The sequence below is a fragment of the Modestobacter italicus genome (assembly GCF_000306785.1).
Classification (GTDB): domain Bacteria; phylum Actinomycetota; class Actinomycetes; order Mycobacteriales; family Geodermatophilaceae; genus Modestobacter; species Modestobacter italicus.
Genome location: NC_017955.1, coordinates 1,180,683 through 1,193,864, shown reverse-complemented (window position 1 = coordinate 1,193,864; position 13,182 = coordinate 1,180,683). Strand labels below are relative to the sequence as shown.

General features: G+C 76.5%; 15 protein-coding genes. 8 read left to right on the top strand and 7 right to left on the bottom strand.

From position 1 onward, the window contains the following. The first annotated feature begins 32 nt into the window (after positions 1–32). Together MODMU_RS05790 and MODMU_RS05785 are read left to right on the top strand one after the other, a co-directional pair. Positions 33–416 carry a hypothetical protein gene (locus MODMU_RS05790; RefSeq protein WP_014739258.1) on the top strand — a complete coding sequence of 128 codons (384 nt, stop codon included), beginning with the start codon at positions 33–35 and terminating at the stop codon, positions 414–416. An 11-nt stretch (positions 417–427) separates the two neighbouring features. Continuing rightward, positions 428–1,093: a DNA alkylation repair protein gene (locus MODMU_RS05785; protein ID WP_014739257.1), complete on the top strand. Its 666-nt coding sequence runs from the start codon at positions 428–430 to the stop codon at positions 1,091–1,093. Positions 1,094–1,194: 101 nt separating this feature from the next. On the opposite strand, the gene MODMU_RS05780 is transcribed toward MODMU_RS05785, so the two are convergent. Beyond that, positions 1,195–2,133 carry a quinone oxidoreductase family protein gene (locus MODMU_RS05780; protein WP_014739256.1) on the bottom strand — a complete coding sequence of 313 codons (939 nt, stop codon included), beginning with the start codon at positions 2,131–2,133 and terminating at the stop codon, positions 1,195–1,197. A gap of 138 nt (positions 2,134–2,271) precedes the next feature. Between MODMU_RS05780 and MODMU_RS05775 the strand changes: the two genes are divergently transcribed. Together MODMU_RS05775 and MODMU_RS29970 are read left to right on the top strand one after the other, a co-directional pair. Then, positions 2,272–3,567 carry a bifunctional glycosyltransferase family 2/GtrA family protein gene (locus MODMU_RS05775; RefSeq protein WP_014739255.1) on the top strand — a complete coding sequence of 432 codons (1,296 nt, stop codon included), beginning with the start codon at positions 2,272–2,274 and terminating at the stop codon, positions 3,565–3,567. After that, on the top strand, positions 3,564–5,615 hold the full coding sequence (locus tag MODMU_RS29970; RefSeq protein ID WP_014739254.1) for a mannosyltransferase YkcB-related protein: 2,052 nt from the start codon (positions 3,564–3,566) through the stop codon (positions 5,613–5,615). Before MODMU_RS05775 ends, MODMU_RS29970 begins: the two co-directional genes overlap by 4 nt. 55 nt (positions 5,616–5,670) lie before the next feature. Here the strand turns inward: MODMU_RS29970 and MODMU_RS05765 are convergent, their stop codons facing one another. Beyond that, positions 5,671–6,189 (bottom strand): hypothetical protein, encoded by a 519-nt coding sequence (locus tag MODMU_RS05765; RefSeq protein ID WP_166503408.1) that lies wholly within the window; start codon positions 6,187–6,189, stop codon positions 5,671–5,673. 55 nt (positions 6,190–6,244) lie between these two features. Here MODMU_RS05765 and MODMU_RS05760 point away from each other — a divergent pair, with 55 nt between their 5' ends. Continuing rightward, positions 6,245–6,946, top strand: coding sequence for a hypothetical protein (locus MODMU_RS05760; RefSeq protein WP_014739252.1), 702 nt, complete (start codon positions 6,245–6,247; stop codon positions 6,944–6,946). Positions 6,947–6,962: 16 nt separating this feature from the next. Then, entirely contained in the window at positions 6,963–7,322 is a 360-nt protein-coding gene (locus tag MODMU_RS05755) for a DUF4190 domain-containing protein (protein WP_014739251.1), read from the top strand. 3 nt (positions 7,323–7,325) lie between these two features. Here the strand turns inward: MODMU_RS05755 and MODMU_RS05750 are convergent, their stop codons facing one another. From MODMU_RS05750 to MODMU_RS05740, 3 genes are read right to left on the bottom strand one after another with little or no spacing between them, the layout of a single operon-like run. Continuing rightward, positions 7,326–8,279 carry an HpcH/HpaI aldolase/citrate lyase family protein gene (locus tag MODMU_RS05750; protein ID WP_014739250.1) on the bottom strand — a complete coding sequence of 318 codons (954 nt, stop codon included), beginning with the start codon at positions 8,277–8,279 and terminating at the stop codon, positions 7,326–7,328. Between the two features lie 57 nt (positions 8,280–8,336). Next, positions 8,337–9,317, bottom strand: a complete 981-nt coding sequence (locus MODMU_RS05745) for a DMT family transporter (protein ID WP_231851771.1) — start codon at positions 9,315–9,317, stop codon at positions 8,337–8,339. Then, positions 9,314–10,195, bottom strand: coding sequence for a PhzF family phenazine biosynthesis protein (locus MODMU_RS05740; RefSeq protein WP_014739248.1), 882 nt, complete (start codon positions 10,193–10,195; stop codon positions 9,314–9,316). The genes MODMU_RS05745 and MODMU_RS05740 overlap by 4 nt, the downstream gene beginning before the upstream one ends. 58 nt (positions 10,196–10,253) lie before the next feature. On the opposite strand from MODMU_RS05740, the gene MODMU_RS05735 reads away from it, so the two are divergent. Then, positions 10,254–11,459: a magnesium transporter MgtE N-terminal domain-containing protein gene (locus tag MODMU_RS05735; protein ID WP_231851770.1), complete on the top strand. Its 1,206-nt coding sequence runs from the start codon at positions 10,254–10,256 to the stop codon at positions 11,457–11,459. Beyond that, positions 11,452–12,003: a DUF1003 domain-containing protein gene (locus MODMU_RS05730; RefSeq protein WP_014739246.1), complete on the top strand. Its 552-nt coding sequence runs from the start codon at positions 11,452–11,454 to the stop codon at positions 12,001–12,003. Before MODMU_RS05735 ends, MODMU_RS05730 begins: the two co-directional genes overlap by 8 nt. A gap of 67 nt (positions 12,004–12,070) precedes the next feature. Here MODMU_RS05730 and MODMU_RS05725 read toward each other — a convergent pair whose 3' ends face one another. Beyond that, positions 12,071–12,388 (bottom strand): AzlD domain-containing protein, encoded by a 318-nt coding sequence (locus MODMU_RS05725; protein WP_014739245.1) that lies wholly within the window; start codon positions 12,386–12,388, stop codon positions 12,071–12,073. Then, positions 12,385–13,080, bottom strand: coding sequence for an AzlC family ABC transporter permease (locus MODMU_RS05720; protein WP_014739244.1), 696 nt, complete (start codon positions 13,078–13,080; stop codon positions 12,385–12,387). Before MODMU_RS05720 ends, MODMU_RS05725 begins: the two co-directional genes overlap by 4 nt. Between the last annotated feature and the right edge of the window lie 102 nt (positions 13,081–13,182).

The window sequence follows — 13,182 nt, the reverse complement described above, 5'->3', positions numbered from 1 at the left end:
GCACGGGCTCCGGCGGCTGGCAGGATCAGGCCATGGCCACGACCGGGACCACCTCTGTGAAGCCGCACCCCGTCTGGTCCGCGCTGGTCGGGCTGACCTCGCTCGGGGTCCTGCTGCAGGCGCTGTGGGCTGGGCTGTTCCTCCGCCCCGGCACCGACGGCGGCACCTGGTACTCGGTGCACCAGCACGGCGCCGAGGCGACGGTGACCCTGGCGGCGGTCGCCACCGTCGCCGCCGTCGTGTGGCTGCGGCACCGCCGCGACCTGCTGGTCGGGACGGCGCTGCTGCTGGTCCTGCTGGTGGTCGAGTACGCCCTCGGCCGCGCGGGTGGCGGCAGCGTGGCGGTGCACGTGCCGCTGGCCATGCTGCTGATGGGCCTGGCGGTCTGGCTGCCGATGGCCGCCCGGCGCCGCTGAGGCCCGCCGCGGTGGAGGCGCTCGTCCCGGCCGTGCGCGCCGCGCTGCGCGCGGCCGCCGACCCCGAGCGAGCCCGCGGCATGCAGGCCTACCTCAAGACGACGGAGCCCTGCCTCGGCGTGCGGCTGACCGAGGTGCGCCGGTTGACCCGCGCAGCGGCGACGGCCGACCCGCCGGCGACCGCAGCGGACGTCGGCCAGGCGGCGGGCGCGCTCTGGCGGGGCGCGGCGCACCGGGAGGAGCGGTACGCCGCGATCGCGCTCACCGGGCTGCCGGTGGCCCGCGGCGCGCTGGAGCTGCTGCCGCTGCACGAGGAGATGATCACCACCGGCGCGTGGTGGGACCTGGTCGACGGCGTCCAGCCCCGGGTCCGCGACCTGCTGCTCGCCTCCCCCGCCCACCTCGCGCCGGTGCTGCGCGGCTGGGCGCGGTCGCCGGACCGGTGGCTCCGGCGCAGCGCGGTGATCGCCCAGCTCGGTGCCAAGGACCGCATCGACCGGGCGCTGCTGACCGAGGTGGTCGAGGTCAACGCCGCCGACCCGGAGTTCTTCATCCGGAAGGCGATCGGCTGGGCGCTGCGCGACCTCGCCAAGACCGACCCTGCCTGGGTGCGCGGCTTCCTCGCCGGGCACGAGCTGAGCCCGCTGTCCCGGCGGGAGGCCGCCAAGCACCTGTAGCGAGCCCGGCTCGGGCCGAGTGGGCAGTCGTGGTCGGTGCGCGCGGCGTGTCCGCGCGCGTCGACGACCTCAACTGCTCACTCGGCGCCGGCGCGCCCTCGTCAGAAGGTGAGCACGAGCCGGCCGCGGACGCCGCCGGCCTCGAGCCGGCGGTGCGCCTCGGCGCCGTCGGCCGCCGGGAACGTCTGGGCCACCCGCAGCGTCAGCTCGCCCGCCTCGACCTGGGCGCGGAGCCGGTCGAGCGCCGCGCCCTCCTGCGCGTACTCGCGCACCAGCACCGGGAACACCCGCAGGTCGCGCTGCCCGTCGCCGCGGTAGCCGCGGACGGTGGTGACCGCACCGCCGTCCTTGACCGCCGGCAGCACGGCGGCGTCCTGCACCGACCCGTCGGCCAGCCCGTCGACGCCGTCGGGGAACTGCTCCCGGATCCGCGCCGCGACGTCGTCCCCGCGCCGGACGACGACGTCGGCACCCAGCTCGCGGACCAGGTCCTCGTCGGCCTCCGCGGCGTCGGCCACGACGGTGAGCCCCTCGGTCTTCGCCAGCTGGACGACGTAGCCGCCGAACGCCCCGGCGGCGCCGGTGACCGCGAGGACCTGCCCCGGCCGCAGCGCCATCTTGTCCAGGGCGAGCCGGGCGGTGAGGCCGTTCATCGGCAGCGTCGAGGCGGCGACGTCGCTCGCGCCGGCCGGCACCCGGGCGATCGAGCCGACCGGCAGCACGATGTCCTCGCGGTAGCCGCCGTGCGCCCCGGAGGGGACGACGATGCCCATCACGTGCGCCCCCACCTCCAGGTCGGTCTGCACGCCCTCGCCGATCTCGGCGAGCACCCCGGCGACGTCCATGCCCGGGACGAAGGGCGGCTCCTTGACCGGGTCCCGGCCGGCGTAGGTGCCGTTGCGCGAATAGGTGTCGGTCGGGTTCACCGTCGCTGCCGTCACCCGCACCCGCACCTGCCCCGGGCCGAGCGGCTCGGCCGGGACGTCGACCAGGTGCAGGGCCTCGGGCCCGCCGAACTCCGTCACTCCGACTGCTCTCATGACCTGCCGCTACCCCCGCCGCGCCGCCGGGCACACCCGGCCCCGGCGTGCGCGGGGCCACACCCCGCGTGCACCACTCACAGCCGGCGCGTAGCCGGGGCAGGGAGACCCACCAGCCGCGGACCCGACGGTCGTGCCATGCCCTCGCACGACCCGAGCACCACCGCGCCGCCCGGCGGCCCCGACCTCCGCACGCCGGTCGTCGACGTCGTCGTCCCCGTCCACGACGAGGAGACCGACCTCGAGCCCTGCCTGCGCCGGCTGCACGCCCACCTGTCCGGCCAGCTCCCCTACCCGTTCCGGATCACCGTCGCCGAGAACGCCAGCACCGACGGCACCGTCGCGGTCGCCCGGCGGGTCGCCGCCGAGCTGCCCGGCATCGAGGTGCTGGTGCTGCCCGAGGCCGGCCGCGGCCGGGCGCTGCGCACCGCGTGGCTGGCCTCGCCCGCGCCGGTGCTGGTCTACATGGACGTCGACCTGTCCACCGACCTCGCCGCCCTGCTGCCGCTGGTCGCCCCGCTGATCAGCGGCCACTCCGACCTGGCCGTCGGCACCCGGCTCGCGCCGTCCTCCCGGGTGGTGCGCGGCGCGAAGCGCGAGGTCATCTCCCGGGGCTACAACCTGCTGCTGCGCGGGGCGCTGGCCACCCGGCTCTCGGACGCCCAGTGCGGCTTCAAGGCGATCCGCGCCGACGTCGCCGCCCGGCTGCTGCCGCTGGTCGAGGACACCGGCTGGTTCTTCGACACCGAGCTGCTGGTGCTCGCCGAGCGCAGCGGGCTGCGGGTGCACGAGGTCCCGGTCGACTGGGTGGACGACCCGGACAGCCGGGTGGACATCGTGGCGACGGCGAAGGCCGACCTGGCCGGGATCGCCCGGATGCTGCGCGCACTGGCCACCGGCCGGCTGCCGGTCGCCGAGCTCCGCGCCTCCCTCGGCCGCGGGCCGCTGGCCGACCCGGTGCCCGGCGTCCCGGCCGGGCTGGTCGGGCAGCTGGTCCGGTTCGCCACCATCGGAGTGCTGTCCACGCTGGCCTACCTGGTGCTGTTCGTCGCGCTGCGCGGGGTCGTCGCCGCACAGCCGGCCAACCTGGTCGCGCTGCTGGTGACCGCGGTCGCGAACACCGCGGCCAACCGGCGGATCACCTTCGGCATCCGCGGCGGCCCCGGCGCCGGCCGCGCCCAGCTGCAGGGCCTGGTCGTGTTCGGCCTCGGCCTGGCGCTGACCAGCGGCAGCCTCGCCGTCCTGCACGCCACCGGCACGCCGGCCCGCAGCACCGAGGTCGTCGTCCTGGTCGCCGCCAACGCGCTGGCCACCCTGCTCCGCTTCGTCCTCCTGCGCGGCTGGGTGTTCCGCACCGCGCGCCGCACCAGCCCGCCCCTGACCGACCCCGCTGCCCCCGACCCCGCCGTCCCGGCGATGGAGACCGTCCGATGAGCACCGTCCTCGACTCCCCCGGCCAGCCCCCGGCGCACGCACCGGAGCCGCCGCCCACCGTGCCGACCTCGCGCGCCCGCCGCTTCGTGCGCGGCCGGGACGACGACCCGGGCTGGGTGCGCCCGTCGCTGCTCGCACTGCTGGCCGCCACCGGGCTGCTGTACCTGTGGGACCTGGCCGCCTCCGGCTGGGCCAACGCCTTCTACGCCGCGGCCGTGCAGGCCGGGTCGCAGAGCTGGGAGGCCTTCTTCTACGGCTCCTCGGACGCGGCGAACTCGATCACCGTCGACAAGCCCCCGGCGTCGCTGTGGGTCATGGAGATCGCCGTCCGGCTGTTCGGGCTGAACTCCTGGTCGCTGCTGGTGCCGCAGGCGCTGATGGGCGTGGCCACCGTCGGCGTCGTGTACCTCTCGGTGCGCCGGGTGGCCGGTCCCGGTGCCGGCCTGCTGGCCGGAGCGGCGATGGCGCTGACCCCGGTCGCGGTGCTGATGTTCCGCTTCGACAACCCCGACGCGCTGCTCGTGCTGCTGATGAGCCTGGCCGGCTACGCCACCGTGCGGGCGGTGGAGCGGGCGAGCCTGCGGTGGATGCTCGGCGTCGGCGTGCTGATCGGCGTCGCGTTCCTGACCAAGACGCTGCAGGCGGTGCTCGTCGTCCCCGGGTTCGCGCTGGTCTACCTGGTCGCCGCGCCCACCACGCTGGGCCGGCGCGTGCTGCACGTGCTCGCCGCGGGGGGTGCGCTGCTGGTCTCGGCCGGCTGGTGGGTGGCGGTCGTCGAGCTGGTGCCGGCGTCCTGGCGGCCCTACGTCGGCGGCTCGCAGACCAACTCGGTGTGGGAGCTCATCTGGGGCTACAACGGCCTGGGCCGGCTCACCGGCGACGAGACCGGCAGCGTCGGCGGTGGCGGCGGGAACGGCGGCGGGAACTGGGGCTCGACCGGCCTGACCCGGCTGTTCGGCGCGGAGATCGGCGGTCAGGTCGCCTGGCTGCTGCCGGCCGCGCTGGTGCTGCTGGTCGCCGGGCTGGTCACGCTCGGCCGGGCGCCGCGCACCGACCTGCGCCGCGCGGCGCTGCTGACCTGGGGCAGCTGGCTGCTGGTCACCGGGCTGACCTTCAGCTTCATGGCCGGCATCTTCCACGCGTACTACACGGTGGCTCTGGCGCCGGCGATCGCGGCCCTGGTCGGCATCGGTGGCGGGCTGCTCTGGCAGCGCCGCGGCCGGGCGTGGGCCCGGGTCGTGCTGGCGCTGACCCTGGCCGGCACCGCGCTGTGGTCGTTCGTGCTGCTGGACCGGTCTGCGGACTTCCTGCCCTGGCTGCGCTGGCTCGTCCTCGGCGCCGGCCTGGTCGCCGGGCTCGGGCTGCTGGTCGTCGACCGGGTCGGCCGGGCGCTCACCGCGACGCTGCTCGCCGTGGGCGTCCTCGCCGCCCTCGGCGGGCCGGCCGCCTACGCGGTGCAGACGGCGGGGACGGCGCACACCGGCTCCATCCCCTCCGCCGGGCCGACGGTCAGCGTCGGCACCGGCTTCGGCGGCGGGCGCGGCGGGCCCGGTGGCGGGACCCCGCCCGCGGGCGGCTTCGGCGGCCGGGCCGGCGGAGCCCCCGGCCAGCTGGGCACGCCGCCGGGCGGGGCGACGGCTGGCGGGGCGATCGGCCGACCCATCGGCGGCGGTGGTGCCGGCGGGCTGCTCAACGCGACCGACCCGAGCGACGAGGTGGTCGCGACGCTCGAGGAGCACGCCGACTCCTACACCTGGGTGGCCGCGGCGGTCGGTTCCAACACCGCCGCGGGCTACCAGCTGGCGACCGGCGACCCGGTGATGGCCCTCGGTGGCTTCAACGGCAGCGACCCCTCCCCCACGCTCGCGCAGTTCCAGGAGCTCGTCGCCGACGGCGCGGTCCACTGGTTCATCGGCGGCGGCCTCGGGATGAGCAGCGACGGCGGCAGCAGCGCGTCGGCCGAGATCGCCGCCTGGGTGCAGCAGAACTACACCGCGCAGACCGTCGACGGCGTCACGCTGTACGACCTGAGCGGCGGCGCCGGCTGAGGTCCGCGGGCAGTCGAGCTCTGCCCCCAGGTGGGGGCAGAGCTCAACTGTCCGGTCAGCTGGTCGGTGGGGCCGGGGACCAGAGGGCGAAGAGCCGGCCGAGCGTCCGGTCCGGCGAGCGGTAGACCAGCGGCTTCCCCCGCCGGAGCGCCACCGTGACGACGTCCTCGTGCCCGTCGCGCTGCACGGCCACCGCCCGGACCTGGTCCCAGCCGACCCGGGTGGCCCCGGCCACGCCGGCGGCGTGCTGGGCGGACGAGCCGAACACCGGCGGCCGGCGCGCGGCCCGCCGCCGTGCCGCGCCGACCGCGGCCGCCGCGACGGCGCCCAGGCAGGCGGCGAGCAGCACCCACGGCAGCCAGGTCACGCCGGGCAGCAGGAAGCCGACCCCCACCGCGGCGGCGAACAGCCCGCCGACCGCGACGGTCCAGGCCAGGAACGCGCGCAGCCGCCGCCGGGTGTCGGCCGCCGTCGGGACGGTCACCGGCGCCGTGCACCACCCGTCGTCGTAGGCGGTCAGCAGCCACCAGCGGTCCGCGTCGTCCCGCACCGAGACCCATCCCCGACTGCTCACCACCCGAGCCTGCACGACGACCGGGCGCACAGCACCGGCGGTTACCGTCGCGGAGGTGCGGTCCCGCGGCGTCCTCCTCGGCACGGTGGCGGTCGCCGTCCTGACCCTGGCCGGCTGCACCGGCGGCGGCTCGACCGGGACCTCCGCGACCACCCCCGCCAGCGGGTCGGCCGAACCGCCGGCGGCGGAAGCTGCCGCCGCCGCGGAGGCGGCCGCCGACCCGGCGCTGGCCACCTCCCCCGCCGACGCGGCCCTGGCGGTGGCGCTGCGTGCCGGCGACCTGCCGGCCGGCTGGTCGGTGCAGGCCAACCCGCTGTCGGAGGGCGCCGCGCTGGCCGACAACCCCAGCCTCGCCGGCATCTGCGGCGCCACCGCCAGCTCCGAGGTGCACCGGACGACGAAGCACCCGGTGGTCGGGCTGGACGGCACCGGCACCCCGCAGGTCTCGGCGGAGGCGATCGCCTACGACTCGGCCACGGCCGCGGCCACCGCCGTCCAGGAGCTGGTGCAGGCCTTCGGCGGCTGCCCGGCCGACGAGTACACCTTCGAGCCGGGCCCGCCCGCCGACGGCCTGGCCGAGGACAGCGTCGTGCTGCAGTACCGGCTCGCCGACGGGGGCAGGCAGGTCGTCGTCGCGCAGGCCCGCGGGGCGGTGCTGTCGGTGCTCATCGGTGAGGACCCGGCGACCACCGCGGCGGCGGCCCGGTCGATCGCCGTCCGGATGGCGGCCCTGCCTGCCGCGGCCGTCGGCGGCTGACCCGCACACTGGCGCGGTGAGCCAGGACGACCTGTACCGCGGTGACCCGCCGCCCGCGTACGCCCCGCCGCCGGGGTGGGCGCCGCCGGCGTACGGCCCACCGCCCGGCTACGGCCCGCCACCGGGCTACGGCTGGCGGCCGCCGACCAACCAGCTCGCCGTCGTCGCGCTGGCGCTCACCTTTGTCTTCCCGCCGGCCGGGCTGGTCTGCGGCATCGTCGCCCGCCGGCAGCTGCGCCGGACCGGCGAGGGCGGCGACGGCCTGACCCTCGCCGCGATCATCATCGGCGGCATCTCGACCACGCTGATCGTCGTCGGGCTGCTGCTGTGGATCTCCGTGCTCGCCTCGATCGGCAACGGCACCTTCAGCCCGTAGGCCTCACTCCCCGGGCGGGGTGAAGGCCGAGGTCCGGGACATCCCCGCGGCCCGGCCCTTGCCGGCGACGACCAGCGCCATCTTGCGGCTGGCCTCGTCGATCATCTCGTCGCCGAGCATCGCCGAGCCCTTCCGGCCGCCGGCGTCCGAGGTCGCCCAGGCGTAGGCGTCCAGGATCAGCTCGGCGTGGTCGTAGTCCTCCTGCGCCGGCGAGTAGACCTCGTTGGCGGCCGCGATCTGGTCCGGGTGCAGCACCCACTTGCCGTCGAAGCCGAGCATCGCCGACCGCCGGGCGGCCGCGGTGAACGCGGGCACGTCGCGCACCTGCAGGAACGGCCCGTCGATGGCCTGCACCCCGTTGGCCCGCGCGGCCACCAGGATCTGCACCAGGACGGAGTGCAGCGGGTCGCCGGGGTAGTCCGGGTGCAGCCCGCCGACCACGAGCGACCGCATGCCGATGCTGGCCATGAAGTCGGCCGGGCCGAAGACGAGCGTCTCGACCCGCGGGCTGGCGGCGGCGATGCCGTGCACGTCGGCCAGGCCCTGCGCGGTCTCGATCTGCGCCTCGATGCCGATCCGGCCGACCTCCAGGCCGGAGGCCTTCTCCACCTGGGTGAGCAGCAGGTCCAGCGCCTGCACCTGCGCGGCGCCGGCGACCTTGGGCAGCACGAGGCAGTCCAGCTCGGCGCCCGCCCCGCCGACGACCTCGATCACGTCGGTGTGGGTCCACTCCGTCGTCCAGTCGTTGACCCGGACCGCGCGGACCTTCTCCCCCCAGCCGCCCTCGTTCAGCGCCGCGACGACGTTCTTGCGCGCGGCGGGCTTGGCCAGCGGCGCGCAGGCGTCCTCCAGGTCCAGGAACACCTGGTCGGCGGGCAGCCCCTTCGCCTTCTCCAGGAACCGGGGGTTGCTGCCCGGGACGGCGAGGTTGGAACGACGGGATCGGAGCTCGGCCACGGTGCCTCCGCTGTCGACGACGCTGGTCGCCGGAGGGTAGCCAGCCGGCGCGCCCGGCTACAGCGGCTCGGCCTCCGGGGCGGGGCGCCCGGCCCGGACGACGAGGGCCACCCCGATGACGACGGCGACCATGCCGGGCAGCGCCAGCAGCGGCGGCGCCTGCTGCAGCAGCACCAGGGCGACGACCAGCGCCCCGGGCACCTCCAGCAGGACGGCCAGCCCCACGACCGTCGGGCCGACCGAGGAGAGCACCAGGTTCAGCAGCGTGTGGCCGAGCAGCTGCGCGCAGAAGGTGATCGCCGCGATCAGCCACCAGTCCCGGGCGCTGAACCCGGTCAGCGGCACGTCGGCCACCAGCGCCGCGACGGCCAGCGCGACCGCGCACGTCGTGTAGCAGGCGACCGCGTAGACCGAGGTGCTCAGGTGCTCCCGGGCGCGCGCGCCGGCGAGCATGTAGCCACCGGCGCAGATCGCGCCGAGCAGCGCGAGCCCGTCACCGGCCAGCGCCTCCCAGGAGACGGTGACGTCGACCCCGGCGATCAGCGCGGCGCCGAGCACGGCCAGCGCCAGCCCCCACCACACCTGCACGGGCAGCTGCACCCCGGCGGCGCGGGCGGCCAGCGACGTCCAGATCGGCGTCGTCGTCACCAGGGCCGTGGAGGCGGCGACCGTCGTCATCGACAGGCTGGGCAGCCAGGTGGCGAAGTGCGCGGCGAGGAACAGCCCGGCGACGACCGAGCTGCCCAGCTGGCGGGGTCGCAGGGCGCGCACGGTCGACCGCTCGCCGACGAGCAGCACCGGCAACAGCACCGCCGCGCCGGCCGCGTTGCGCCAGAACGCGATGGCCAGGAAGGAGGCGGCGACCATCGTGGTGAGCGGACCGGAGAAGGAGACGCCGACGACCGCCACGGCCATCAGCCCGACGTCCCGGCCGCCGGGCCGGTGGATCGCCCAGGCCGGTCCCGACCCACGGCCCTGCTGCAGGGGCCCGCCACGAGCCTGCGAGTGGTGGGGAGCAGCGGGGTCCTTCACAGTCATCGGGGCACGCGGACCGTGCCGGTGGCGATCGGGCGGACCGCACCGGCCACGCTGACCGCCACGACGGCGCCGTCGGCGACGGTGACCCTGCCGGCCAGCTCCGAGGGCCGGCCGACCGCCGCGCCCTGGGCGAGCCGGTAGTCGGTGACGCCCTCGCCGGCCAGGCCCTCGGCGGCCAGCCAGATCCCGGTGCCCAGCGCCGCGGAGCCGGTGGCCGGGTCCTCCGCGAAGTCCAGCCCGGCGGCGAACACCCGGACGGTGCCGGAGCTCGTGCCGGCGTCCCGCTCGAGCACCGAGACGCCGCCCTGCACGCCGGGCAGCAGCGCGGCCAGCGCCGCCGGGTCCGCCTCGGCCTTCCCGGCCGCCCCGGGGCGCACCTCCAGCTGGGCGAAGTCGATGCCGCAGCCGACCAGGTGCGCGGGCCGGCCGGTCAGGTCGTCGGCCCCCAGCCCCACGGCGGCGGCCAGCTCCGCGGCGTCCGGGCCGGGTCGCAGCGACACTGTCCCGCCGGAGAGCCGGGCACCGTCGTCGTCCACCTCGACCGCGACCACCCCGGCGCCGCACTCCTGCCGGACCACGCCGGCGGGCAGCCGGCCGAGCCGGACCAGGGTGTGCGCGGTGCCCACGCTGGGGTGCCCGGCGAAGGGCAGCTCGGTGCGCGGGGTGAAGATCCGCACCCGGTAGGAGGCGTCCCCGGTGGTGGGCGCGCTGACGAACGTGGACTCGGAGAAGCCGAACTCGGCGGCCAGCGCCTGGCACTGCCCGGTGGTCAGGTCACCGGCGTCCAGCACCACCGCGAGCTGGTTGCCGGAGAACGGCCGGGGCGCGAAGACGTCCACGATCTCGTAGCTGAGCTGGTCGGTTCCCGGGGCCACCACGACGGCGACGGTAGCCTCAGCCCCCGTGGCGACGGTGACGAGGGCGTACGTGAGTCGGGTGGCCGGCTTGACCGTCTTCGACCCCAACGGGGACCGGGTCGGCAAGGTGCGCGACGTGCTGGTCGCGCTGCGGGTAGACACCGCACCGCCGCGGGCGCTCGGCCTGATCGTCGAGGTGGTCGCGCGGCGCCGGATCTTCGTCCCGATGGGCCGGGTGACCGGCGTGGACGCCAACTCGGTGATGCTGTCGTCGGGCACGCTGAACCTCAAGCGCTTCGAGCAGCGGGTCGGCGAGACCCTGGTGCTCGGCGAACTGCTGGACCGGTCGGTGACGATCAACGAGTCCGGCCGCGCCGCCACCGTGGTCGACGCCGCCATCGAGCAGACCCGCACCGGGGACTGGGTGCTCTCCCGGCTGGCCGTCTCCGAGCCCGGCCGGCTCGGCCGCCGCGGCCAGCTCCGCCAGCTGGCCTGGGACGAGGTCAGCGGGCTGGCGCTGCCGCAGACCGGGCAGAGCGCCGAGACGCTGATCGCCACCTACCGCGAGCTGAACGCCGCCGACGTGGCCCACGCGCTGCAGGAGCTGCCGATCAAGCGGCGGCACGAGGTCGCGGAGGCGATGGGCGACGAGCGGCTCGCCGACGTGCTCGGCGAGCTCCCCGAGGCCGAGCAGATCGTCATCCTGGGCACCCTCGAGGAGGGGCGGGCCGCCGACGTCCTGGAGGAGATGGACCCCGACGACGCCGCGGACCTGCTGGCCGAGCTGTCCAACGTCGACCGCGACCGGCTGCTGGAGCTGATGGAGCCCGACGAGGCCGAGCCGGTCCGCCAGCTGCTCAAGTACTCCGAGGACACCGCCGGCGGGATCATGACCAGCGAGCCGGTGATCCTCAGCCACGACGCGACGATCGCCGAGGCGCTGGCCCGGGTCCGCGCCCCGGAGATCACCCCCGCGCTGGCCAGCCAGGTCTACGTCTGCCGGCCGCCCTCGGCCACGCCGACCGGGCGCTACCTGGGGCTGGCGCACATCCAGCGGCTGCTCCGCGAGCCACCGTCGACCCTGGTCAGCGGTGCGCTGGACGACCTGGAGCCGCTCCGGCCGGAGGCCCCGCTGGCCGAGGTGACCCGTTACTTCGCCACCTACAACCTGGTGGCCGCCCCGGTCGTCGACGCGCAGGGCCGGCTCGTCGGGGCGGTCAGCGTGGACGACGTGCTGGACCACCTGCTGCCCGAGGACTGGCGCGAGCGGGCCCGACGTGGCTGACGAGCGCCGACCCGAGCAGCGGCTCGACCAGCCCCGGGGCAGCCGCGGGCTGGGCGACTTCCTGCGGCTGGACCCCGACGCGGTCGGCCGGTTCGCCGAGGGGATCGCCCGGTTCCTGGGCACCGGCCGGTTCCTCGCCGTCCAGACGATCATCGTGATCGTCTGGATCGTGCTCAACGTCGCCGCGGTGAACCTGCGGTGGGACCCCTACCCGTTCATCCTGCTGAACCTGGCGTTCTCCACCCAGGCCGCCTACGCCGCGCCGCTGATCCTGCTGGCGCAGAACCGGCAGGCCGACCGGGACCGGGTGCAGGCCGAGGAGGACCGCAGCCGGGCCGCGCAGACCCGGGCGGACACCGAGTACCTGGCCCGAGAGCTCGCCTCGCTGCGGGTGGCCGTCGGCGAGCTGGCCACCCGCGACTTCATCCGCGGCGAGCTGAACCGGCTGCTGCCCGACGACGGCGCGGACGACGGCGGCGAGCGCAAGAAGAAGAAGAAGCGCCGCGAGCAGGGCGACCCGGTCGGCACCAGCCGCGCCGAGTGACAGCTGAGCGTGGCCCAGCCGGTCCCGCCGCCACGCTCAGCTGCCACTCGGCGGGGCAGCGCGGCGCTCAGCCGGTGAGGACGTGCACCAGCGCGCCCGCGGCGCCGGCCAGCAGCAGGACGACGATGAACGGTGCCCGCAGCGCCAGGGCCAGCGCCGCCACCGCCAGCCCGACCAGCCGGCCGTCGGCCACCAGCGCGCCGTCCGACGTCGCCGCCTGCACCGCGACCAGCGCGGCCAGCAGCGCCGCGGGCACGAAGTCGACCACCCGGACCACCGCCGGGTGCTGCACCCAGGCCGCCGGCACCGACAGCCCGGCGTACTTCAGCAGGTAGCAGCCGGCCGCGCCGACCAGCACGACCGTCCACAGCATCCCGGCGCTCACGGGGCCACCTCCCGGGTGCGCGGCCGCCCGGCGAGCACCACCGCGACGACGGCGAGCACGACCTGGACACCGGCCGGGACGAACGGCGTCAGCGCCAGCGCCACGACCGCCCCACCGAGGGCGACCCGGCGCTGCACCGCCGCCTCGGGGGCACCCTGCCGCAGCCGCGGCCACAGCAGCGCCAGGAACGCCGCCGGGACGACGGAGTCCAGCGCGGCCTGCGCCGTGGCCCCCAGCGCGCCGGCACCGAGCGCGCCGACCAGCGTGGTGGCGTTCCAGCCCAGGTAGATGGTGGCGCCGGTGACCCAGAAGGCGAGCCGGCCGAGCTCGCGGTCGGGCGCGGCGACCGCCATCGCCGTCGTCTCGTCGATCACCCAGTGCGCGGCACCGGCCCGGCGCAGCCGCCCCTGCGGGGTCAGCATCGGCGCGAGCCGGACGCCGTAGACGGTGTTGCGGGTGCCCAGCAGCAGCGCGCTGCCGATCGCGGCGAGCGCTCCCCCGCCGGCGCCGAGCACCCCGACCAGCGCGAACTGGGAGGCGCCGGTGAACATCAGCAGCGACATCGCCAGCGCCTGCCACGGGTCCAGCCCGGCGCCCACCGCGGCCGCGCCGAAGGCGACCCCGTACAGCCCGACGGCCACGCCGAGCCCGACGGCGTCCCGGAGCGTGGCGGAGCGGGCGGACCGGGGCACCCCCGGGACCCTAGTGATCCGCCGTCCCCGACCTCGCGCGCCGGGGGCCCGGGCAGTTCCGGGCGTCACACCCCGGGCCGGGCAGGCACCCCGCCCAGCCGC

Bases quoted from the DNA above. Each gene is read 5' to 3' on its own strand.
- MODMU_RS05780 (WP_014739256.1), bottom strand. From the start codon at position 2,133: ATGAGAGCAGTCGGAGTGACGGAGTTCGGCGGGCCCGAGGCCCTGCAC.
- MODMU_RS05775 (WP_014739255.1), top strand. From the start codon at position 2,272: ATGCCCTCGCACGACCCGAGCACCACCGCGCCGCCCGGCGGCCCCGAC.
- MODMU_RS29970 (WP_014739254.1), top strand. From the start codon at position 3,564: ATGAGCACCGTCCTCGACTCCCCCGGCCAGCCCCCGGCGCACGCACCG.
- MODMU_RS05790 (WP_014739258.1), top strand. From the start codon at position 33: ATGGCCACGACCGGGACCACCTCTGTGAAGCCGCACCCCGTCTGGTCC.
- MODMU_RS05745 (WP_231851771.1), bottom strand. From the start codon at position 9,317: ATGACTGTGAAGGACCCCGCTGCTCCCCACCACTCGCAGGCTCGTGGC.